This is a genomic window from Latilactobacillus parafuchuensis (assembly GCF_055271665.1).
In genome coordinates this window covers 918,275-938,572 of record NZ_CM143875.1, presented here as the reverse complement: position 1 = coordinate 938,572, position 20,298 = coordinate 918,275, and the positions used below count along the sequence as shown (strand labels likewise).

The 20,298-nt window shown below is 42.1% G+C and carries 24 protein-coding genes; 6 read left to right on the top strand and 18 right to left on the bottom strand.

The genetic code is table 11. From position 1 onward, the window contains the following. Positions 1 to 30: 30 nt before the first annotated feature. From ACVPPQ_RS04825 to ACVPPQ_RS04800, 6 genes are all read right to left on the bottom strand, one after another. Complete coding sequence (locus ACVPPQ_RS04825; protein ID WP_463496097.1) at positions 31 to 3,450, bottom strand: SpaA isopeptide-forming pilin-related protein; 3,420 nt, start codon at positions 3,448 to 3,450, stop codon at positions 31 to 33. A gap of 68 nt (positions 3,451 to 3,518) precedes the next feature. Continuing rightward, on the bottom strand, positions 3,519 to 4,223 hold the full coding sequence (locus tag ACVPPQ_RS04820; RefSeq protein WP_463496095.1) for a hypothetical protein: 705 nt from the start codon (positions 4,221 to 4,223) through the stop codon (positions 3,519 to 3,521). Then, positions 4,220 to 5,671: a helix-turn-helix domain-containing protein gene (locus tag ACVPPQ_RS04815; RefSeq protein ID WP_463496094.1), complete on the bottom strand. Its 1,452-nt coding sequence runs from the start codon at positions 5,669 to 5,671 to the stop codon at positions 4,220 to 4,222. The genes ACVPPQ_RS04820 and ACVPPQ_RS04815 overlap by 4 nt, the downstream gene beginning before the upstream one ends. Positions 5,672 to 5,690: 19 nt before the next feature. Continuing rightward, positions 5,691 to 6,509: a DUF6681 family protein gene (locus tag ACVPPQ_RS04810; RefSeq protein ID WP_463496093.1), complete on the bottom strand. Its 819-nt coding sequence runs from the start codon at positions 6,507 to 6,509 to the stop codon at positions 5,691 to 5,693. A gap of 20 nt (positions 6,510 to 6,529) precedes the next feature. Beyond that, complete coding sequence (locus ACVPPQ_RS04805; protein ID WP_463496091.1) at positions 6,530 to 6,973, bottom strand: cell surface protein; 444 nt, start codon at positions 6,971 to 6,973, stop codon at positions 6,530 to 6,532. 21 nt (positions 6,974 to 6,994) lie between these two features. Continuing rightward, positions 6,995 to 7,420 (bottom strand): Fur family transcriptional regulator, encoded by a 426-nt coding sequence (locus ACVPPQ_RS04800; protein WP_463496090.1) that lies wholly within the window; start codon positions 7,418 to 7,420, stop codon positions 6,995 to 6,997. Between the two features lie 306 nt (positions 7,421 to 7,726). Between ACVPPQ_RS04800 and ACVPPQ_RS04795 the strand changes: the two genes are divergently transcribed. Continuing rightward, positions 7,727 to 7,912, top strand: a complete 186-nt coding sequence (locus tag ACVPPQ_RS04795; RefSeq protein WP_463496089.1) for a hypothetical protein — start codon at positions 7,727 to 7,729, stop codon at positions 7,910 to 7,912. Between the two features lie 59 nt (positions 7,913 to 7,971). Here the strand turns inward: ACVPPQ_RS04795 and ACVPPQ_RS04790 are convergent, their stop codons facing one another. From ACVPPQ_RS04790 to ACVPPQ_RS04780, 3 genes are all read right to left on the bottom strand, one after another. Beyond that, positions 7,972 to 8,526 carry a guanylate kinase gene (locus ACVPPQ_RS04790; RefSeq protein WP_463496087.1) on the bottom strand — a complete coding sequence of 185 codons (555 nt, stop codon included), beginning with the start codon at positions 8,524 to 8,526 and terminating at the stop codon, positions 7,972 to 7,974. An 83-nt stretch (positions 8,527 to 8,609) separates the two neighbouring features. Further along, on the bottom strand, positions 8,610 to 9,806 hold the full coding sequence (locus ACVPPQ_RS04785; protein WP_463496086.1) for a C40 family peptidase: 1,197 nt from the start codon (positions 9,804 to 9,806) through the stop codon (positions 8,610 to 8,612). A 134-nt stretch (positions 9,807 to 9,940) separates the two neighbouring features. Continuing rightward, entirely contained in the window at positions 9,941 to 10,120 is a 180-nt protein-coding gene (locus ACVPPQ_RS04780) for a hypothetical protein (protein ID WP_463496084.1), read from the bottom strand. Between the two features lie 103 nt (positions 10,121 to 10,223). Here ACVPPQ_RS04780 and tpx point away from each other — a divergent pair, with 103 nt between their 5' ends. From tpx to ACVPPQ_RS04765, 3 genes are all read left to right on the top strand, one after another. Further along, positions 10,224 to 10,718 carry a thiol peroxidase gene (tpx, locus tag ACVPPQ_RS04775; protein WP_463496083.1) on the top strand — a complete coding sequence of 165 codons (495 nt, stop codon included), beginning with the start codon at positions 10,224 to 10,226 and terminating at the stop codon, positions 10,716 to 10,718. Between the two features lie 100 nt (positions 10,719 to 10,818). Next, a complete protein-coding gene (locus tag ACVPPQ_RS04770; RefSeq protein ID WP_463496082.1) occupies positions 10,819 to 11,301 on the top strand; it encodes a MarR family winged helix-turn-helix transcriptional regulator in 483 nt (160 codons plus the stop codon). Between the two features lie 22 nt (positions 11,302 to 11,323). Then, a complete protein-coding gene (locus ACVPPQ_RS04765; protein WP_463496080.1) occupies positions 11,324 to 11,911 on the top strand; it encodes a VanZ family protein in 588 nt (195 codons plus the stop codon). 34 nt (positions 11,912 to 11,945) lie between these two features. Here ACVPPQ_RS04765 and ACVPPQ_RS04760 read toward each other — a convergent pair whose 3' ends face one another. From ACVPPQ_RS04760 to ACVPPQ_RS04750, 3 genes are all read right to left on the bottom strand, one after another. Then, positions 11,946 to 12,371 (bottom strand): PPC domain-containing DNA-binding protein, encoded by a 426-nt coding sequence (locus tag ACVPPQ_RS04760; protein ID WP_463496079.1) that lies wholly within the window; start codon positions 12,369 to 12,371, stop codon positions 11,946 to 11,948. Between the two features lie 362 nt (positions 12,372 to 12,733). After that, positions 12,734 to 13,201 (bottom strand): universal stress protein, encoded by a 468-nt coding sequence (locus tag ACVPPQ_RS04755; RefSeq protein ID WP_463496077.1) that lies wholly within the window; start codon positions 13,199 to 13,201, stop codon positions 12,734 to 12,736. Between the two features lie 14 nt (positions 13,202 to 13,215). Next, on the bottom strand, positions 13,216 to 14,154 hold the full coding sequence (locus ACVPPQ_RS04750; RefSeq protein ID WP_463496076.1) for a 2-dehydropantoate 2-reductase: 939 nt from the start codon (positions 14,152 to 14,154) through the stop codon (positions 13,216 to 13,218). Between the two features lie 142 nt (positions 14,155 to 14,296). On the opposite strand from ACVPPQ_RS04750, the gene ACVPPQ_RS04745 reads away from it, so the two are divergent. Continuing rightward, the gene (locus ACVPPQ_RS04745) at positions 14,297 to 14,773 is read left to right on the top strand and encodes a glutathione peroxidase (RefSeq protein ID WP_463496075.1); all 477 of its coding nucleotides are present in this window, start codon (positions 14,297 to 14,299) and stop codon (positions 14,771 to 14,773) included. Positions 14,774 to 14,888: 115 nt separating this feature from the next. Here ACVPPQ_RS04745 and ACVPPQ_RS04740 read toward each other — a convergent pair whose 3' ends face one another. The 6 genes from ACVPPQ_RS04740 to ACVPPQ_RS04715 form a co-directional block, all read right to left on the bottom strand. Further along, complete coding sequence (locus ACVPPQ_RS04740) at positions 14,889 to 15,623, bottom strand: hypothetical protein (protein WP_463496073.1); 735 nt, start codon at positions 15,621 to 15,623, stop codon at positions 14,889 to 14,891. Continuing rightward, positions 15,610 to 16,446, bottom strand: a complete 837-nt coding sequence (locus ACVPPQ_RS04735; RefSeq protein WP_463496071.1) for an ATP-binding cassette domain-containing protein — start codon at positions 16,444 to 16,446, stop codon at positions 15,610 to 15,612. The genes ACVPPQ_RS04740 and ACVPPQ_RS04735 overlap by 14 nt, the downstream gene beginning before the upstream one ends. 22 nt (positions 16,447 to 16,468) lie before the next feature. Then, positions 16,469 to 16,960, bottom strand: coding sequence for a hypothetical protein (locus ACVPPQ_RS04730; protein WP_463496070.1), 492 nt, complete (start codon positions 16,958 to 16,960; stop codon positions 16,469 to 16,471). A gap of 88 nt (positions 16,961 to 17,048) precedes the next feature. Next, positions 17,049 to 17,588 (bottom strand): DNA-3-methyladenine glycosylase I, encoded by a 540-nt coding sequence (locus ACVPPQ_RS04725; RefSeq protein WP_463496069.1) that lies wholly within the window; start codon positions 17,586 to 17,588, stop codon positions 17,049 to 17,051. A 105-nt stretch (positions 17,589 to 17,693) separates the two neighbouring features. After that, positions 17,694 to 18,176, bottom strand: a complete 483-nt coding sequence (locus ACVPPQ_RS04720; protein ID WP_463496068.1) for a universal stress protein — start codon at positions 18,174 to 18,176, stop codon at positions 17,694 to 17,696. Between the two features lie 210 nt (positions 18,177 to 18,386). After that, positions 18,387 to 19,331, bottom strand: coding sequence for a magnesium transporter CorA family protein (locus ACVPPQ_RS04715; RefSeq protein ID WP_463496066.1), 945 nt, complete (start codon positions 19,329 to 19,331; stop codon positions 18,387 to 18,389). A 121-nt stretch (positions 19,332 to 19,452) separates the two neighbouring features. On the opposite strand from ACVPPQ_RS04715, the gene ACVPPQ_RS04710 reads away from it, so the two are divergent. Next, positions 19,453 to 20,241 carry a tyrosine-protein phosphatase gene (locus ACVPPQ_RS04710; RefSeq protein ID WP_463496064.1) on the top strand — a complete coding sequence of 263 codons (789 nt, stop codon included), beginning with the start codon at positions 19,453 to 19,455 and terminating at the stop codon, positions 20,239 to 20,241. Positions 20,242 to 20,298: the final 57 nt, after the last annotated feature.

Here is a 20,298-nt window from a genome sequence, read left to right as displayed (position 1 = left end):
TTTTAAGTTTGAATAAAAAGCGCGAAAAGATTATTTTAACCGGACGTCACTGCCGGTAATTCTGAAAACAACCGGCTTTTCAAGTAACGCATAACCCTTAGGTGCTGTGACTTCTACTAATTGATAAACGGCCGGTGTCAAATAACTCATAATCACTTGTCCCCGACTATTACTCTTTAAATTCGTGATTAACACGTTGCCGAGTCGATCTTGTAATTCAAATTTAGCACCCGCTAACGGTTGATCCGTATTGCCATCCACTTGGTTGACAATCACTGAACCCGGCCGTTGCTTATTGGTCACTGTGACTTTCGTCATTTGATTAGCCGTAATTTCAAACGTTTGCGTTGGCGCAATTTGATAAGCCGTCGCGGCCGTCGTTTGAATCAAACGATATTGACCCGGCACTAACTTAGGCATCACTGCCTGACCATTTTGATCAATCACAACTTGTTTTTTAACCGTTTGACCGGTCGCCGTTTCAATTCTGAAAGTCGCGCCAACTAAGGCTGTTTTGAGTTTGGCATCCCTATTGCTCACTACTAAAATACCGGCTTCAGTCGTCGTTGTTTGCTTCTGATCGATGACGTTCAACTTGGCGGTCGTCTGGTCCGTTACCATGATTTTAAAGGTTTTCGCATTCAACTGATAACCATCTGCTGCTTGGGTTTCTTGAACCGTATACGTCCCCGGCGTTAATTCTGCGACCTCTAATTGGCCATTGGCATCCGTTTGGTAATTCCCAATAAACTGGCCTAATTGATCTTTAAGATCAAATCGAGCACCCGTTAAACGGTCACCCGCTTGATTCGTATTGGTCACCGTCATCTGACCGGTTTCAGGCGTATCTTGAATTCGTAACTGTTGATCCGTTTCGCCATCAATCGTGATTTGATGGCTAGTTGCGTCTAATCGGTAACCCGTTGGGGCCGCCACTTCTTGCACGCGATATTGGCCGGCAGCTAAATTAGCGGCGGTTGCAATCCCGTGTTGATTCGTGGTCACTTTTTGAGTTTGACCTGTCTGCACGGATTCGACCGCAAACGTTGCGCCCGCAAGTCGTTGATCTTGCAAATCAGTTTTCACAATCCGCAAGTCGTGGGGCACAATCGTTGGTTCGTGGCTGATTGACAATTGATTGTAGCCATAAGTCGTCACACTCAACCGGAAGACGGTTGCGTTCAATTCGTAGCCTTTAGGGGCTTTAATCTCAGTAATTCGATATTGACCGGTGACCGCGTTCGGTAAGACAATTAAGCCGTTTTGATCAGCCGTTAATACCCAAGTATCTTGACCTTGATCATCCGCTTGATTGGTGGTGACTTTAAAAATCGCCCCCGCGACTGATTGACCGTCCGTATTCATCGTCTGAATCGTCAATGGATTGGTGGGTGCAACGGTTGTCCGTTGATCCGCGAAATTCACTACATGGTTTTGCCGTTGTCGTGGATTCACCGTTACGGTTTTCGTCTCAGTCGCTAATTGATAGCCAGCTGGCGCCTTGGTTTCTTGAATCCGATATTGGCCGGCAGCTAGTCCGGTAAAGCGTACTTGGCCGGCTTCTGTTGTCTGAAACTGCGTTGTACCGTCAGTTAGGTTAGTGAGCTTAAACTGAGCCTGATCAAGGCTAAAACCTTGTGCATCGGTTTTATTGACCGTAATCTGGCCAGTTGTCGTTGGTTGTACCGCCTGATTGGTCAAAATGAACTGTTGACCCTCAGTTCCAAGTGTCGCGCCGTGAATCTGGCTGTCCACCACGTAATTTTCCGCGGTCGTCACTTGTTGATACGTCAATTTACCAACGGGCACGCGATCAACCGTCACTACGCCATTACTATCGGTCTTACCCGATAAGAACGTTGTCTGACCAGTATCACTAGCGACCATTGTTTTAACTTTAACGCGCGCACCGGCTAACGGTTGACGTGTTGTTTGATCCACCACTTTAAACGTGACTGGTCCAACAGCGCGTTGCAAGCGCTGTGTAAATTCATTGACACTTTGATTATCAATCGTGACCGTTTGCGCCGTTGGGGTTACTTGATAACCCTCTGGTGCGGCCACTTGTGTAATCCGATATTGCCCCACCGGTAAGTTCGCTAAAGTTGCAGCGCCATTCGCATCGGTCGTCACATTTTTAGCAACTGCTTCAACCGAATCGATTAACTCAACTTTAAATTGAACACCCCTTAACGCTTTTCCTTGGTAATCCGTCGCTTGTAAGACACACTTATGACGCGTATCCGTTTTAACGACTCGGTGTTTAAACGTAACCGTTTGCGTTGCCTGATCCGTTAACGTCACATGCTGCGTCTGACTAGTTAATTGATAACCCGCCGGCACACTCTTTTCAGTCACCCGATAACGCCCAATTCGAAGGTCATTGACCGTTGCTTGCCCATTGGTATCCGTTTTGACATCCTGACTCGTACTACCATCAGTCGCTTCAATGCGGTAGTCAACATTCGGAATAGGTTGCCCGCTCGCTGAAATACTCGATAAGTGCAAGCCACTGGTCTGTTCATAAGCTAGAAAAAGATTTTCAGTCGTTTGTTGCGCCGTCACTGTCACCTTTTGACTGGCCGGAACGGTCGCTGAATAACCTGCGATTTGACCCGCAGGCTGGATTTGGTACTCGCCAACCGGCAAGTTTGACCAACTGACTTGGCCATTTTCGTCTGTCGTCCCCGTAACCGTTTGTTGGTCATTTTGCAATGCAATTGCTTCAAACTGAGCGCCGGCAATTGGTTTTTGAGTACTCTGATCTTTTAAGGTTGTTTGAATAGCCCCCACTTGTTGTTCAAACTGAATAGCCTGACTAACCAGTGTTTCTTCAGTCACGGCCATGGTTTGCATCGTGGTTTTCAATTGATAGCCTTGCGCAGTTTTAACTTTAATTTGATACTGCCCAACTGGTAACGCCATTATTGTTTGGCCATTAGCCCCGGTTACCGGTAATTGATAACTTTTGTTAGTTGTTTGATTAGTGGCCGTCATCAAAATATCCGCCAGCGGTTGCTTAGACTGATCGGTCGCCGTTAAGGTTAACTGGCCGGTTGGATTGGTATCAACATACGTCACTTGACCACTGTTGAGATCATTTTCAGCAACCTCAATGATTTTCGCAGTAAGCTCTAATTGGTAACCAGTCGGCGATGTATCGGCGGTTAATTGATACCGTCCCGGATTAATATGGGTTGCCGGTTGTTTAGCAGTCACATCATATGCGGTCGTAAAATTTCCTTGATCGTCAGCGGTTAAATTATACTTCACCCTTTGACCGGATAATGCGACAATCTGAACCGTCGCATTTGGCACCGATTGGCCTTTCTTATCGACCGCTTGGTAATGCATATTATCGAGACCGCTCGTCGCGGGTGTTGTGTCCGTTGCAAACGCAGCAATTGGCACACTAAAAACGTTCACCAATAAACCCAATATGGCGAACATGACGGTTAACTTTTTAAATAGATGTTGATTTTTAATCAAATCGGTAGTCCTCATTTCTAGTCCACTGACTAATCATTCCGAACTGCAAATAAACTATGCCCTGCTAATTCACCGAAAACTACCCCAACATTGGTACTCGCGCCGCCACTACCACCAGCAGCTGGCGAACCTGATTGACCGCTTTGGAAAGCAACGATATCTTTTTCAACTTGAGCGTGGTGTTTCTTAAAATCGCGCCGGTGCTTCGTTTTAGCAGCCGCTGAATTCGCGGTCGGTTGATTCCCATTAATCATTGGTTTTTGTTGTAATTTTGATTTTGGTGCCGCTTGACCATTCGTCGTGCCCGCCAAAATAGCCGCCGGTTGGGCGGTTGGTTTTGATCCTTGATCACTCGCTGAATTAGGCGTCACAGATTGGGCCGCCACGGGTGCGGTCGGTTGAATCACCGTTGTTCGCTTAGTTGATTCAGTCGTTGTTTGACCTGATTGTTGTTCAGCGGAGTCTTGCGCTATCGTACTCGATTGTTTCGATTCACTGGATTCACTCGAATCACTTGGTTCCGGTGTTTTAGGGTCAACTGTCGAAGCTTTCGGATAGCTCTTGACGGTAATGTTGATTTCCCCGCCCGTAATCGGGACTGATTGAACCGGCTGCCCAACAGCGACCGTTGCCGCCGTTACCTGTTGTACCTGTTGGCGTAAAAAACCTTGTGAAAAACGATAAACCCCTAAGCTTAAAATAGTTAATGAAAGTAAAGTCGTCCCCTTTTTCATAACTTCTCCTTCTTAAGTGCCACCACAATATCCCCAAATTGTTGCCAATTATGCACGGTTGGCGGATTTTTCCAAATTAATTGTTCGCAAGTTAGCGCACTTGAATAAAAATCTGATAGATACAAATCAGTTTGTTGATTAACCATGGTTTGTAGTTCAATATTCAAATTGTTAAAGTAGTTGACCATCTTACGCATATATTGATTATATAGTTTCCCTTGCGAGAAATCTACGCAAATATAAATTCGATCTTTTAAAATTGCTAACGGAATATCTTCGATACAGGCAAACATATAATCATAATACAAACTAGCCTGTTTACGCCAAGCTAGTGGTGTCTGTTGATCCATAAAATCTTGTATAATTTGATGGAACAGTGGATTAGCCTCTGCAAAATAAGCTAATTGATTTTCGTCGATAAACGTCGTCGGTTCAACATAGAAAGTCAGCATCCGCATATGAATCTGATCTAAATGACCCTTTAAACGGACCAAAGCCTTATCAAACTCGGCCGCTTGCATAGGCCGACGCTCTAATCCCAAACGAACTTGGTTTAAAAACCGTTGTGTTTTATCTGAAACTTGATTCTGTAAATTAGCATCCAAATAATCAGTCGTTAAAGTTAGATAACCTTCGGCAAATAAGAAGGCCAAGAGTCCTTCCACTTCCGCTTCAAGCGGGACATTCAATAATTGATAGTGTTTGGTTAAAATGGCCATCATCGTTTGCCAAAAATTAGCTTGCGTTTCTTTAAAATCAACCGCCAACAAACGGCCATTTAAACTCGCCTTACCCCGCATTCGTAAATATTGAACTTTAATGTAAATCTCAAGTTTAGTATCCGTCGTCGGTAGCAATTCAATTTTCAATTGCCGACTAATTTCGGTAACAATTTGATCAACTGTCTCTTGCAATAATAAAAATGGCTTTTCAATCCCGTTAAAATAACTATAATAGATTTCGAAAATAAATTGACGAATTTGGCTTTCAGGACCGACGAGTTGATTTTTAGTGAATTCTAGACCAAACTGTTCGGCCACTTCGACCATTTCTTTACGTAATTCGTAAAATTTAGTTTTCCCAATAAATAAGGCATCACAAAAATCGGCCGTTTCCGTTTGTTTTGGATTCATTAAACTAAATTCTAATAGCTTAAATAACGTTGAATCCTTCAAATATACTAACCGGATTTGTCGCACAACCGCCTCAGTAATTTTTTGGCTCTCAAATAAGCCGTCCCCATTAATCGTTAAATGGCTCTGTGGACTGATGGTTGCTAAATCTACATTAATATTTTCGACGTATTGACTAATTTTAAACTTAGACAAACCAAGGATTTTCATTGCTTTGGCCGTCGTCAAATAGTAGTCACCATTATCAGCGACTAATTCTAATAAATAATATTGATAGCGATAGTTTAAATCTAAAAATTCATTATGGATTTCCAACAGTTTTCCTCCAACCAGTTTAGCTGCGTTTTTGGTACGCAATCTGGACCATGAGTTGGTAAGGATCATGACCCTCAACCACACCACTCCGCCCCGCTATTTTGTGTGGGCCCCCAATCAACCACGTGTGAGCAACGGCTAACTGATAATCAGTCGCCAATTGTTGAACTGGTGTTAGCCCGACCGTTTTAATCGTCGCCAAGGGTTCTTTGTCAATCGCATTAATCCCACCGTACAAGAGCCATTGTTGATCAACGTGTTTCAATTCATAAAATGGAATCGCGACTTTATCCCCAATGGCATAAATCGGCCGTTGAAACTGTTGCGCTTGTTGATAGATATCTTGATCGTCTAAGCCAGAATAGTTCAAGCTGACATAGCCTGATTCAATTAATTGATTGACTAATGCAGTCAATTTTTCAGTCTGCGCCGCGGTCATCGTCAATTCAGTGGGCAATAAATCTTGTTCTTCAAAAAGACCCGTTGCTGGTTGAATTTGGGAGATGACTTTCGGTTTAGCGCTCAGTCCATTTAGTGGGTGCGGTGCATTCGGATCGCCACCCAACGCCTTTTCAACGTAAGGCGAGACGTCAACAATCGCATTCTTGCCGCGGTAATAAAAATAGAGATTCATAATGGCAAAATAGAGCAGTATCAAAAAAACAAGTAAATTTAGAACACCCCGGCCAATTGCCGCCGCTCTAAAATAATAGATACTCTTATACAATAGATAAAAATCGCCGAGTAAACAAACCACCGAAAAAATGCGGTTTTTAACGCGACCGTTAATATTTAAATAACCAAAATAATGATTAACAATGTCAAGTAATGATAACATGGTTACCCACCTCCTTCATGCTATTGGGTTGTTGTTTGTCCGGTAGTTCCTTGAGTCGTCTGCGTCGTTGTCGCCCCTGTACTGCTAGAAACCGCACTGCTACTCGTCGTATCATCGGCCGTATCCTCTTGTGCTGATGAAGCCGTTTCAGTAGTAGCACTTGACGTATTCTCATCTTCATCCGCCGTTGAACTACTATCACTACTTGTAGTGGTACTGTCGGCCGAACTCGTTGACTGACTGACGGATTCGCTAGATTGACTCGATTCTGAAACCGATTCTGAACTCGATTTTGGTTGACTACTACTCGTGACTGATGCACTGCTACTTGAACTCGATACTTTTTCCGTTTTAACGGACTGGACCGGTTTAACCGTATTCACCACCACGTTGGTGGCACTCATTGCAATAATTAACGAGATAATGGCAGCCGGTGGAATAATCGGCGGTGTATGATAAGCCATATTATTTTCATCCTTTCAAAACTAATTGGTCTGGCAATCGTCACAGAGACCATATAATTCAAAACGGTGGCCTTCAATCTGACAATTGGGTAATTGTTCACTAAAAAAGTCGAGTGGGCACATCTTTAATTCGATGACTTTCCCACATTGTCGACAAATAAAATGGTGATGATGCCGATGCTCAAAATCACATTGGTACTTAACGTGGGCCTGTTCACCTTGAATCTGTTGTTCAATTAAGCCTAACTGTTCGAAATCTTTGATATTCCGATAAATCGTATTATGACTCATCCCCGGGAAAATCGCCCGCATATGATCGTCAATTTGAGTCACCGGAATATAATGATTTTCATATTCAGCTAAATACCGCAACATTTCTCGGCGTTGCTTTGTGATTTTAAACCCATTGGTCTTCAAAACAGCCAGAGCCGTCGTCATCTCACTCATTTAATCGATTCCCTTCTTAATTGGTACACTAACAGAAATCTTATTTTAGCATACTACTATTTCAATTCTGCAACTAACTGATTGCTTAAGTTTAACAAAGTTTTAGCAATCGCGCATCAAGTGTAATCATTACTATTATTATACCCGTTCTCTTCTCCGATAGTTTAAAAATAAGCTATTTCAAAAACTTATTAGTTGCATTTTAAAAAACTTAGCGTTATGATAATGTACAAATGATTTTTATAGAAAACGGCTTCATTGGTCTTCTACCAGTGTTTCATTCGTTTTTTGAAGGGAGACTTTACTATGCAATTCCAAGAACAAACTACTAATTGGTACCACGTTTCACTTGATACACAAACGCAAAAATTTATCGCGACTAGTACTGCTGATGAATCAATCAGTGCTAGCGGGATTACAATTGAACAAGCCATTCAAAAATTAGCCTTTAAAGTGAAATCAACCAAGCACACCATTCAACAATTCGCTTAGTGGTGACAATAAAAGACGTTAGTGCAAAACGAACTGTTTTGCGCTGACGCCTTTTTATTTTATTTTAATTTAGCGATCAGCTCGGCTAATGTTTGTTTCGTAATTTCCCAATCATCATTAATAATCACTTTCGCATGCTGGTTCAATTCGCTAGGCACCATTAGATCCCGTTTAAACTCGGCACTCGCTAAACGTTTCTCAATGGCTTCCGGTGAATCGCGCCGTTTCTGTAAACGGGTCACTAACGAATCCGGCGCAGAAACCGTCAAGAATAATACCAGTACTTCTTGCGGAAACGTCTTTAAATAGGTTTTAGCCCCTTGGGTATCTACCACTAAACTAATCACTGGTGACTGTTGCCACGCTAATTCTAAAGCTTCGTACGACGAACCATATTGATAACCTGAATAAGTCACCGATTCGATCAAGTGTTTGGCCTGCATCGATTCCGGCGTTTCAAAATAATAATCAATCCCCGCCATTTCGTTATGCCGTTTGGGTCGTGTTGTATGCGTCACCACTTGTGGAATATCATAAGCTTCTTTTAAATAGTGACTGACCGTCGTTTTACCGCTACCCGTTGCACCGGTAATGATTAATAATTTTTTATCCATTGTTAATTAACCACACTTTATCTATTAAAAAAGTTTGACCGGCAATGTGCCCAATCAAACTTTCTAATCGTTATTTTTTTAGCTTACAAACGACGACCAAAGTCTGGTTTGTAATATTGCATTGACATGGTTGTCACGCTTTGACCAGGTGCTGGTGCGTGGACGTATGAACCGCCACCGATGTAAATCCCAACGTGGTAAGCTGAACCAACGCCACCCCAGAAGACCAAATCGCCCGGTTGTAGTGCTGATAATGAGACTTGCGTACCTAATTGGCTTTGAGCTTGTGATGTCCGTGGTAAGCTCATTCCCGCTAATTTAGCAGCGTAATAAACTAAACCTGAACAATCAAAACCACCAGGTGCTGCGCCACCCCATGCATAGGGTGTGCCGACAAATTGTAACGCGTTACCGACAAGTGAACCCGTATTAGCGGATGACTTAGGTGCTTCAGTCGTTGCTTTTGGGGCATTTTTTTGGATATTATTAGTCGTCGTTGGCGCAGTTGGCGTAGCGGTTGTCGTTGGTGCTTTAGTTTCAGTTACTTTTTTAGCAGCGTCAACAGCGGCTTTCGTTTGTGCATCTAATTGTGTTTGTAAAGTGGCTAATTGTGTTTGGTGACCATCAACTTCTTTTTGGAAGTCTGTTTGTTGCTTTTCAGCATCAGTCTTTAAAGTCACTAATTGTGTTTTATCAGCTTCTAAAGTCGTTTTAGTCGTTTCTAAAGTGGCTTTTTTTGTGATTTGTTCAGTCTTCAAATCAGCTAATTTTGTTTCTGAATCCGTGACAGAAGTCATCGCTTCTTTGTTAGCTTCATTTAATTTACCGATCACTGAAGCGCGGCCAATCATATCTGAGAAATTATCACTATTGACGATGAAATCAACATAAATATTCCCCGACACGCTGTCGCCCGTTTGTTTTTGTAAAGCAACCACTTGTTCTTTTAAAACCGCTTTGCGGGCTTTAACTTCAGCTTGGGTCTTAACGATGTCTTGGCTAATGGTCGAAATCTTAGCGTTAGTCGTTGTAATATTTGTTTTGGCTTCATCGATTGCAATGACTTTATCAGAAACTTTGTTGTTAATTTCAGACACTTTATTTTGTGCTGTGTTTAATTTCGTCAAAAGCGCAGTATTTTCACTGCTAGCACTGCTGATTGCAGCTTTAGTATCTGTAACGGTATCGGCACTAACGGCCCCAACGCTAACAGCTACCGTTGCACTCATTGATAATACGGCTAAAGCACTAAATACTAACTGACTAACTTTTTTCACCATGTCCACTCCATCTAAAATTTATTAACCAACCTAATTATCAGTCGGTCCCCAGTCTTTCAAACAGTAATTAGTGTACCACGTCACTATTACAAAATTGTTACAACTAAATTACTATCTTAAGACTAAAGTCCGATTTACTTTTTCTGGGTTAAAAGTGATTGATACTGTTGCCATTCTTGATAGCTGATTAAAACTGCCTGTGCTTGATGATTTTCATCCACAATTTCATAGGTGACCGGTTTAACCGCCACTTCTTTAATCAGTTGGTTAAACATCTTTTTAGCGTAAAGTGCTTGAATTTGAGTCGTTGTCATTGGTTTCCTCCATTGTTGGTTCAGTAAGCCTGTTTAATTGTATTATTGATTGAATCCCTTTACAATTAACTTAATCTTTTAATACAGAAATGAGGTTATTCAGATGCAAATTACCCGTCATGACCAACCAATCGAAACCATTGGGACACCACCAGCAATTGGGGAACAACTTCCTGATTTTAAACTGGTAACAGCACAACACAAAACGGTATCGCGCGATGACTTAATCGGCCAGCTGACCTTGATTAGTGTTGTCCCCGACATTAACACCCGTGTCTGCAGCATTCAGACCAAACATTTTAATACGACCGTCGATCAATTCGACGATATTCATTTTTACACCATTTCGACTAACACCGTTGCCCAACAACAAGATTGGTGTGCGGCTGAAGGGGTTCATAATATGCAACTCCTTTCCGATGAACAACTCAGTTTCGGTAAAGCCATGAACCTTTACGTACCCAGTAATAATACATTACAACGTTCGATCTTCATCGTCGATGCGACCGGCAAGATTGGTTATCAGGAATTAGTCGTTGAACAAACCCAAGAACCAGACTACCAAGCAGCCATTACCTTTTTAGAAAACGCTCGTTAAGCGATTGAGAAACGCCGCCAGGCTCTGGCGGCGTTTCTTGCTTACCAAGCTTTTTTGGCGTATGATACCACTATTAATTTAGACTTAAAAAGGAGTCATCATGACTGAACTGAGTAACGATTTGTTTCAAACTTTTAACAAAGTAATTCACCTGTATCGCCATTATTATGGCATGCAATTTTCGTCACACCATCGTTCGGTCAGTCAAATTCGGATTCTTAAGCTACTCAATCGCGAGAACGGCCAAATGCAAGGCCAACTTGCTGACACTTTGGATATTCGGCCGTCTTCACTCACTGAATGTTTAAAGAAGTTGGAGACCAAACACTATATCCAACGCCAATCCGACCATTACGATAAACGGATTACCCACGTTTTCATCACCAACCAAGGCCGTTCAATCATTAAAGAAGCCTTAGATGGCCGCAATGAGTTTACTGAGACCCTTTTTAGCAGTCTCACGGCTGATGAACAGCAACTACTCAGTAAGCTCTTAAATAAGCTCGAAATGACCTTAGACGATAAACAAAATTTCGATTTCATGGCCGAATTTACGGAACGGCTTCACCAGGCCAAATTATAAAAAAATTCCGAGGATCGATGTTATGAAACAGATTATTAAATTAAGTGTTGTTGGACTACTTGCATGGTTATTCAGCACCATTTTTATTCAGCGAATTGTACTGCCCACCTTATGGCATTATCCCCGCTTAACCCGGGTCATGGCCCGCTTTCCTGACACACCATTTTTACTGATTGCCTTTTTAACCCTGACCCTTTGGCTAGGCTGGTTACAGTGGGACTTACGGCAACCGTCTGTGATTTATGGGTACCTCGTTTACAGCGTTTATTTACTACTCTTATTCATTGTTCTATTTACCAAAGCATCGACCTACCACGCCATTAGCTTAGACCCATTTGATTTTCTAAGGCTGAATAAGCAAACCTTAATCGAGGCCGGTCTCAACGTCATCTACTTCATTCCGCTCGGCACCTTATACGCCATCAAAGCCGATTTGAAACAGACGATTGCGATTGCGGGCTTCACGATCTTAGGAATTGAAATTCTGCAATACGCCTTTTATCTCGGCACGTTTGCCGTTAGCGACATCCTACTCAACGGCCTAGGCTGTTTGATTGGTTTTTACTGTGCCAAATTGCTCAAAAAACGATTCAATATAAAAAGCAGCTGAAAACTTTCAGCTGCTTTTTTGATAAACAATTTGATTAGCTTTGAATATCCAACACTTGTAACTTCGTTTGATGATCTTCAGTTCGACCCAAAACCACTGGCACTAACTCAATCACCAATTCACCGGTCCGGGAAATCACTGCCCGCTCTAAATGACCGCCAAAAACGCTCGTATCTAACCGGGCAAACGTACTGTGTAAATGGACCGCAATTTTACCCGCAGCATTTTCCACGTTACCGTTTAAACTCAATAGTTCAACTTGCTCTTGGGACCGAGTGGCCACGTACTCGTCACGACTCGGCGAATAAATACTAACTGTCACGTCATCACAAGCGCCAATGCCAGAAATCGCGCCAAACTGATCCGGAATCGTGGCTGCCAGATATTTTAATTCAGTGATAATTTCATCGCCGACCTCTAATCGACAAATAATTTGCTGGTCCTTTTGAACAGTTTGCATCTAAGTAAAGCCTCCTTAAGCATGGTTGTTTAGTATCATACGACATCGCGTCTCCAAAACCAATCATTATGCTTAACTAATTATTATTTCTCAGGAAATAATAACCAAATAGACGTTCTTTTAGCTATTGTTAACGTCAAAAAAGCCCCCAAGGTTAGCTACCTTGAGGGCTTTTTTATGCATGGAACTAGGCTAATGCTCAGACGCTACCGTGCGCCTCAGCAACTTTTTTTCTTAACGTGCTTTTGAGTTGCAACAACTTCCGCTTAACCTAAAAATACCAATTATCTTAAAAATCAAAGATAACTGGTACTTTTCCGTTAATGCTCAGTTGCTAACCGCAACTCAACACACTTCTTTTCTTAACGTACCACCGTTACCGAGCATGGTGCGTATTTTGATAAATAACTGGCATGCGTGCCAATCAGATGTTTTGATGGTTTCGTTTTTGAACCCACGATCACCAAATCAGGTTGGAAAGCGGGAATAATTTCTTCCACAATCACGTGACCTGGATTGCCTTCACCAACGAATGGTGTCACTTCTTCGACTCCAAATTCTTGAGCCTTTTGGACGTAAATTTCCAAATCAGCGGCAATTTCATCCCGGCGATCAGCAACGATGTTCGGTGACAATGATTGATAGATGTTCAAATCACCGGTTTCCAAAATGCTGACGATTCCTAATGGAATTTGGTAAGCCTTGGCAACGGTACAAGCGTAGTTAAAAGCGCGTTTTGATGACGTCGTATCGTCATCGTCAATCGCGATTAATAATTTTTGATAGTGCATTGATTCCACTTCGATATTCAATTGACGTTTTTCTGACATAATAAACGACTCCTTTATTTTTCGATTAATAGGGCTTCTTTAGTATGAACTAATTCGGTAATCAATTGATTGATGGGTGTTGCAATCCCACGTTCAGTCCCTTTGCGCGCGACATAGCCATTGAGATAATCAATTTCAGTTGGTCGGTGATGTTGAATTAAATCTTGATGCATCGACGGATAGTGGTTACCCGCTTCTGCTGGATTAAACAGTGGCATAATATGCGCCAACATCTCTGCCGGTTTCAAATCAACACCTTCAGTGGCAGCAACTGCCGAAAATTCGTCAACAATTGCGGTCAATAACGTCGGTGCTTGGCTAGTCTGCCCTAGTTGTGCAATATTACAATCCAGTAAAGCGCACAGACTATTTAAAGTCCCGTTGACACAGGCTTTACGCCAGATTGAAAATAAAACATCCGTACTATAATGCGCCTTTAACCCGGCCGCACTCAGCAACTCAACTAATGTTTTAGCCGCATTTTGACTATCAGGGGCCACGTTTTGTAATTCAACGCTCCCCGAACCACTTAACGTAATTTCACCAGGCCCCGTTAATCCGGCTGTCCATAAGGTGATTCCAACAAAAATATTAGTCTTCGGTAAATACCGTTCAATCGTTTCTGGATGACCCAATCCGTTTAATAGACAAACTACTTTGGTCTTAGGCCCAATCAACGGTTGAATCGTCTGTAGCATGCTCGTTAACTGCATTGATTTCGTAAATAAAATAATCACATCTTGGATTTCTTTAATGTCCGTCGGCAATGCGGCTGGAATCTGAACTTGCAGTGGTGCTTGCCCCGCAACACTAACGGTTAATCCGTTAGTGTTAATCGCTTGAACGTGTGCTGCCCAATTATCGAGTAACACCACCGAGTTCCCCGCCGCTTGTAACATGTAACCAAACCGACTGCCCATCGCACCCGATCCAGCAATTGCAATTTTTGTCATTCGCTTAATAACTCCCTTACTAACTGACTCCCTATTATCATGCCACACTTTCACCAAATTTTCATCAGAAACCGCTTAAATCGCTTTTTTTAGTCTGCCGGTCTATACTGGAGCTAATCTCAAGTAGAAAGAGGGCTTTTCAATGACTAAAATAACTGATTTTACCGTTACCGACATTGCGGGTGAATCCTATCCGTTATCACGCTATCAAGGACAAGCACTACTGATTGTCAACACGGCTAGTAAATGTGGATTCACGCCCCAATTTGCCGGTTTAGAAGAACTTTATCAAACTTACCGCGATCAAGGTTTCACAATTCTGGGGTTTCCTTGCAATCAATTCTTGATGCAAGATCCCGGTTCAGACCAGAAAATTGCGACATTCTGCCAAAAAAACTACGGGGTTAGTTTCCCGATGCACCACAAAATTAAAGTTAATGGCGCCCAACAAGACCCACTTTATCAGTATCTAATCGACGTTTCTGGTGGGGCTAATATTAAATGGAATTTCACTAAATTTCTGATTGATCAAAACGGTCAGTTCGTGCAACGCTTCGAACCGAAAGAAACCCCGGACAGTATTAAACCAGTCCTCGAACAATTATTGAAGACTGACTAGTCCGAATGATATCGGGTACAATCAATGATTAGACTTTAACGCGTGCCATAACTCATCAATTTCCGTTCAAATCAAAAAAGCTGGTTATCCTGATAGTTCGGGATAACCAGCTTTTTTAAAATAAAAATTGTCTGCGCGATAACACAACTTGATGAATCATCAATAGGAAGATACTGTATCCTAGGCTCATTAACCAGGCTAAACAGAGATCCAAAACGCCGATGTGCACGCTCGAATTGAACAGTTGGGCAATCGTCGAAATCGGTGGCAATAACCCTAGCATATAGAGATACGGGTGCCAATAAGTGACAATCGCTTCGCCACAAGTCCCTAACACAACCATCAACACGGTTAAAACCCCCGCAAGTCGCCGGTTACTCAAGACCCGTCGTTGCCAAATTAAACCGGTGGTAATCGCGACCGGTACGACACTCAGCAACATTAAGAAGCCGCCGAACCAATCCCACCAATTTAACGTTCGACTGAAATAGTGCGCGCCATGGAGCCATAAACCGAGCGCCGAAGCCCCGATTCCTAGAATGACGAAGAAGACGCCAATTAAAGCTAGATAACACAATAAACTTTGATAAAAACGGCGCCGTTTTCTTAATTTCAGACTGATTACTTTTTCCAAACCGATTGGCAATTGATTGATATAACTGTAGGTCAACCAAGTCATTAACACAAATAAGCCTAATAGTAAGACCGCGAGACTGCCGACGAAATCTTGTGGGTACGCGACAAAGTTCACGGCTAACATAATCAACCAGAATAAAAGTGGTCCCCACAAGCTCCCATTGTCCATTAAAACCCGTTGGTGCAATTTTAACTGTGCACTAAAGGACCTCATAGCGTAACCCCCTCAAACTAAACCCATTTTTAAGCATCGCTTCAATTAACGCGTCACTTTGGTGAACATTAGCGTAAACAATCACGCGCCGAGAACCATCCGTAATTTTAAGTGCTAATTGTTGCAGCGCTGCTGGTAACGCTAATGACCTTGGTGTCGTTGCAAACTCAAGCCGCATCACTTTTTCTTCCGGTTGTGGTAATTCTTCGACTGGCAATAAGCGCATTGCATCTAATTCATAGATGGTCGTCGCTAATTGTTCAATTAAAAAAGCGTTGTTGGTCCCTAAGATTAGCGCGCCCCCTTTTTGACGGTAATCCTTTAACCAATGAATCATGCGCATCTGCGTCGGACCATCTTGGCCGGTTAGCGGTTCATCCATGATTAATATATCAGGGGTCCTCAAAATCGCCTGCAAGAAATTAACTTTCTGCAAGTTTCCTCGTGAGAGTTGTTTTAAAGGGACCTCTAAAAAGGCGGTTAACCCAAATTCATAGGCTAACTCGGTGATCTGTTGATCTAAATAGCGATTATCGACCCGATTCATCTCACCCAATAAGTGCAAATAAGTGCGCGGGGTTAGGCCGGTTGGCGCTAGTTGTTCCGCCATATAACCAACCCGCATCTTAGGCGCTAATTTCAATTGGCCCTGACTAATGTTGGTCAGTCCCGCCAAAACGGTTAGTAACGTGGTTTTTCCCGCACCATTTTGGCCCGTAATCGCGATACATTCTTGACGCCCAATTTGTAAATTTAACCGTTTAAAAAGTTGGCGCCGTTGATATTTTTGCGAAAAATCGCGTAACTCCAAGACTGCCTGCATGTCTGTTTGCCAACCTTTACTATTATTTAGCTTGCCAATTCGCAATATTTTGTGCGGCTAAGGCCAAACTCAAAACGGCATCTTTAGACAAGTCAGCCTGAATTAAATTATGTTTAACCGTTGCAGCCACTGCCCCAATCACGGCCAAGCCGTACGTCAAAACTTCTAAATCGCGTTTAACCAAATATTGATCTTCGTAAACGGCTTCGTGGCTATATTCAAAATTAACTTTATTGTCGGCTAAAATACCATCGACGTGGGTCACCATAATCCGATCAGTAACGTCGATTAATAATTTACGATCGTCTGACAAGGTTAATTTATGATCTGATTCTGATTGATAGTAAGTTTCTTCGGTAATGGCTAAGTATTTTGCGACCGGATTATTTAAAACAGCAAAACTATCCAATACGGCAAAAATTTCAGTTGGTTTAATCATTACTTTTCGTTCTAAAATTGCGGTCATGTTTGCTTCAAGCCAATCTGCTAATTGGCGAACATTATCTTGTCCCATGGTTGCACCCCTTATTATCTTTAAATATTCTTAATATATACTTACCATAATACACCATCGACAAATGAAGCAAAAGCCGGAGTTACTGTTAATCCGCTTGCGGATGATCATCGATTAAACCAGCACCTTGTAAATAGGCGTAAATGATGACCGGCCCAACAAATTGACAACCCCGTTTCTTTAAATCACGCGCGACTTGGACCGATAATGGGGATTGCGACGGCACCGCCGCCCAAGTCGCCGGATGATTGATAACCGGTTGGTCATCCACAAACTGCCACAAGTAATCGGCAAACTGACCAAATTCACGTTGAATGGCTAAAACAACTTGTGCATTGTTAATCGTCGCCGTTAGCTTTCTCCGATTACGAATCAAATCCGGGTTCAACATGAGTTGGTCGATATCGTCGTTCGTCATTGCCACGACTTTAGCAATTTCAAATTGATGAAATGCTTGACGAAAAGCGAGACGTTTAGCAAGGACCGTCCGCCAACTCAACCCCGCTTGATAAGTCTCTAAACACAACAACTCAAACAACCGCTGGTCATCATATTCTGGTCGTCCCCACTCAGTTTGATAATAGGCTAATAACGCTGGTGTTTCATTCATCCAATTGGCATTTGACATTTTAATCACTCCTTTAGTTTCAATATACGATAACTAAAAAGAATGCCACTAAAATAACCACCAAAAATTAATTTTAGTGGTTATTTTTTGGTACTATTCTAATCATTATTTATGTTTCTTAATTTGAGTTTGATTATCAACATCCGTCTTCACAATTAGGACGTCACAAACCGCATTCCGGTTAACGTATTCCGTTACAGAACCCATCAACATCCGTTCAACAGCGTTCAAGCCGGTCGAACCCATCATAATTAAATCGGTTTGATGATCATTAGGGAAATCACGGGCAATCACGTTTTTGGGACTACCAAAACGAACGTGAATTTCAACATCCTCTAAATGTTCCTTATTTTGAATATCGTACTTCAAGCTATTTAAATAATTCTGAGCATCTTCTGAAATTTGGAAAATGGCGTCTCCAGAAAGCATCCCACTGTAACTACCAGCGAATTGTTTTGTATCTAAAACGTTCAAAACATCTAAATGAGCGTCATTCATCTTAGCGACACGAACCGCCTTATTCAAAGCTAATTCAGCTTCTTCTGAACCATCAACGGGGACTAGTATCTTCTTATATTCTTGAACCATGATTCTCATCTCGCTTTCTCAATCTCAATTTGCACATTGTTACTAACCTAAGAATATACCGCTACCGCGGACAATTCAAGCAAAAAGGTAAGGGCTTTTACAAAATGGTTAATCACTAGAAATAGTATTGAGGACACAAAGTCCATAGTTCGGACTTTATTCACAGAACTAGCCTAATGCTCAGAACCTACCATGCGCCTCAGCAACTTTTTAGAAATAGTCTTTCTTTTTTAGCCACCAACCCGCTAGGAGGCTGATGATTAGGGTTAGGCCTAATAATAGTAGGAATCCTTTGCCACTGTGGCTGAGTGGGACTGGGACGTTCATCCCCCAGAAGCCGCCAATCATCGTTGGAATTGTTAAAATAATTGACAACGACGTCAGAGTTTTCATGATGTTATTCAAACGATTTGAAATAATATCCGATAATAAATCACTTAATTGAGCCAATAATTCCCGATAAGTCGTGACGGCCTTATCCGATTTGGCAAATTGAATGTCGATTCGGTACAGTTCGTCGGCTTGATTGGCGACTAATTCAAATAAGCGGGTTGCTTTAATTTGCGGCATAATTTGTTGGTTACTTTTTAGACCTAAATCGAGGAAGACCACACTTTTACGCAACGTTTTTAACGCGTACAATGTTTGATTGCGCGTCGAAACGTGAACGTTCTTTTCGAGTTGTTGAATTTGTTGCGCGACAATATCCAACGCTGATAAATAACGTTGATAAATTAATGAAATGCTGCGTAAGACCATCGTTTCTAACGGTTGTTGTTCGATTAACAACTGGCGCATCTGGTTAACTAACGCCGACTGTTGGTGACCAACCGTCATCAAAATATGCTCACTAATGATAAACGAAAACGGTCGCGTAATGAACTCCGCGTGCTCTTCCGTATCCTGTGTCTTAACCGGGACCAATAAACAAATATGGGTCAATTGTTCACCGGCTTCGGTCGTAAACGTTTCATAGCGCGCCACTTCATTGATATCTTGGGCGACTTCAAAAAGCGTGACTGGCAAATGATATTTTTTAGCAAAATGTAACATTTCATGCTTGCTCGGATCTTCAAAATGAATCCAATTGGCCTGTTTTTCAGACGCACTAACTTGAATCGGTTGACCCGGTGTAATTTCAAAATACGATAACATGTTATCCACTCCGTTCTCACTATTATTATCATACTGTGCAAAGCCAACGAATAACAAGTCTCAACCGTTAAATTAATTAATATGCTACAATATCAGTAGTTTAAAACGGGAGGGTTATCTGATGCAAAATCGAATTTTACCACTACAACAAGGGCGTAATTTTAGGGAATTAGGCGGTTATCAGACCATGGATGGTCACACACTCAAATGGCACAAATTAATTCGGTCAGCAACTTTGGCAGATTTAAACCAATTTGATTTGAACTACCTAGCCGATTACGGGCTTCAATACGATGTTGATTTTCGATCGGTCGATGAAACAACGGCTGCACCAGATCGCCTACCAAAACAAACCACTTATGAATTTCTGCCCGTTTTTGCAGTGGATGAAACGGCCAATTCCGCTAGTGAAGAAGAGATGTATCAGTTATTCAGCCAAGATGCGACTAGCGGTTACCAACGGATGGTTAAAGTCTACGATAATCTCATCAATCAAGAACATTCTAAAGCGGCCTACCGCCAATTCTTTGAATTATTATTAGCCAATGACCAAGAAAATAGTAGTCTCCTTTTTCATTGTTCCGCCGGTAAAGATCGCACTGGTATGGGAGCGGCCTTCTTACTGAGCGCACTCGGCGTTCCCGAAGCCACGATTCAAGCCGACTACCTTTTAACAAATCAAGCTTCTGCCAATTACATTCAAGAATATTTAAACGACTTGAAACAAAAGACAAGTGACCCCGCCATTATTCAAAGTGTTCATGCCCTATTGACGGTTGATTTAGATTATTTAAACACCGCGAAAAAAGCAATTCAAGCACAAACCGGTAGCGTTCAAAATTATTTAAAAACTGACTTAAAATTAACCGATCATGATTTGGCAGACTTACGTCAGATTTATTTAAACTAATCAGTTCCACGAGAACGGAACAGCATTTTATAAACGTTTTTACCCTGACGGTTTAGC

What these genes read in the sequence shown, in the direction of transcription:
- ACVPPQ_RS04795 (WP_463496089.1), top strand. Translation starts at nt 7,727, where the DNA reads ATGCAATTCCAAGAACAAACTACTAATTGGTACCACGTTTCACTTGAT.
- ACVPPQ_RS04780 (WP_463496084.1), bottom strand. Translation starts at nt 10,120, where the DNA reads ATGACAACGACTCAAATTCAAGCACTTTACGCTAAAAAGATGTTTAAC.
- tpx (WP_463496083.1), top strand. Translation starts at nt 10,224, where the DNA reads ATGCAAATTACCCGTCATGACCAACCAATCGAAACCATTGGGACACCA.
- ACVPPQ_RS04825 (WP_463496097.1), bottom strand. Translation starts at nt 3,450, where the DNA reads ATGTTCGCCATATTGGGTTTATTGGTGAACGTTTTTAGTGTGCCAATT.
- ACVPPQ_RS04715 (WP_463496066.1), bottom strand. Translation starts at nt 19,331, where the DNA reads ATGTTATCGTATTTTGAAATTACACCGGGTCAACCGATTCAAGTTAGT.
- ACVPPQ_RS04805 (WP_463496091.1), bottom strand. Translation starts at nt 6,973, where the DNA reads ATGGCTTATCATACACCGCCGATTATTCCACCGGCTGCCATTATCTCG.
- ACVPPQ_RS04770 (WP_463496082.1), top strand. Translation starts at nt 10,819, where the DNA reads ATGACTGAACTGAGTAACGATTTGTTTCAAACTTTTAACAAAGTAATT.
- ACVPPQ_RS04745 (WP_463496075.1), top strand. Translation starts at nt 14,297, where the DNA reads ATGACTAAAATAACTGATTTTACCGTTACCGACATTGCGGGTGAATCC.
- ACVPPQ_RS04710 (WP_463496064.1), top strand. Translation starts at nt 19,453, where the DNA reads ATGCAAAATCGAATTTTACCACTACAACAAGGGCGTAATTTTAGGGAA.
- ACVPPQ_RS04765 (WP_463496080.1), top strand. Translation starts at nt 11,324, where the DNA reads ATGAAACAGATTATTAAATTAAGTGTTGTTGGACTACTTGCATGGTTA.
- ACVPPQ_RS04810 (WP_463496093.1), bottom strand. Translation starts at nt 6,509, where the DNA reads ATGTTATCATTACTTGACATTGTTAATCATTATTTTGGTTATTTAAAT.
- ACVPPQ_RS04760 (WP_463496079.1), bottom strand. Translation starts at nt 12,371, where the DNA reads ATGCAAACTGTTCAAAAGGACCAGCAAATTATTTGTCGATTAGAGGTC.
- ACVPPQ_RS04820 (WP_463496095.1), bottom strand. Translation starts at nt 4,223, where the DNA reads ATGAAAAAGGGGACGACTTTACTTTCATTAACTATTTTAAGCTTAGGG.
- ACVPPQ_RS04785 (WP_463496086.1), bottom strand. Translation starts at nt 9,806, where the DNA reads ATGGTGAAAAAAGTTAGTCAGTTAGTATTTAGTGCTTTAGCCGTATTA.
- ACVPPQ_RS04755 (WP_463496077.1), bottom strand. Translation starts at nt 13,201, where the DNA reads ATGTCAGAAAAACGTCAATTGAATATCGAAGTGGAATCAATGCACTAT.
- ACVPPQ_RS04740 (WP_463496073.1), bottom strand. Translation starts at nt 15,623, where the DNA reads ATGAGGTCCTTTAGTGCACAGTTAAAATTGCACCAACGGGTTTTAATG.
- ACVPPQ_RS04720 (WP_463496068.1), bottom strand. Translation starts at nt 18,176, where the DNA reads ATGGTTCAAGAATATAAGAAGATACTAGTCCCCGTTGATGGTTCAGAA.
- ACVPPQ_RS04725 (WP_463496069.1), bottom strand. Translation starts at nt 17,588, where the DNA reads ATGTCAAATGCCAATTGGATGAATGAAACACCAGCGTTATTAGCCTAT.
- ACVPPQ_RS04800 (WP_463496090.1), bottom strand. Translation starts at nt 7,420, where the DNA reads ATGAGTGAGATGACGACGGCTCTGGCTGTTTTGAAGACCAATGGGTTT.
- ACVPPQ_RS04730 (WP_463496070.1), bottom strand. Translation starts at nt 16,960, where the DNA reads ATGGGACAAGATAATGTTCGCCAATTAGCAGATTGGCTTGAAGCAAAC.
- ACVPPQ_RS04735 (WP_463496071.1), bottom strand. Translation starts at nt 16,446, where the DNA reads ATGCAGGCAGTCTTGGAGTTACGCGATTTTTCGCAAAAATATCAACGG.
- ACVPPQ_RS04790 (WP_463496087.1), bottom strand. Translation starts at nt 8,526, where the DNA reads ATGGATAAAAAATTATTAATCATTACCGGTGCAACGGGTAGCGGTAAA.
- ACVPPQ_RS04750 (WP_463496076.1), bottom strand. Translation starts at nt 14,154, where the DNA reads ATGACAAAAATTGCAATTGCTGGATCGGGTGCGATGGGCAGTCGGTTT.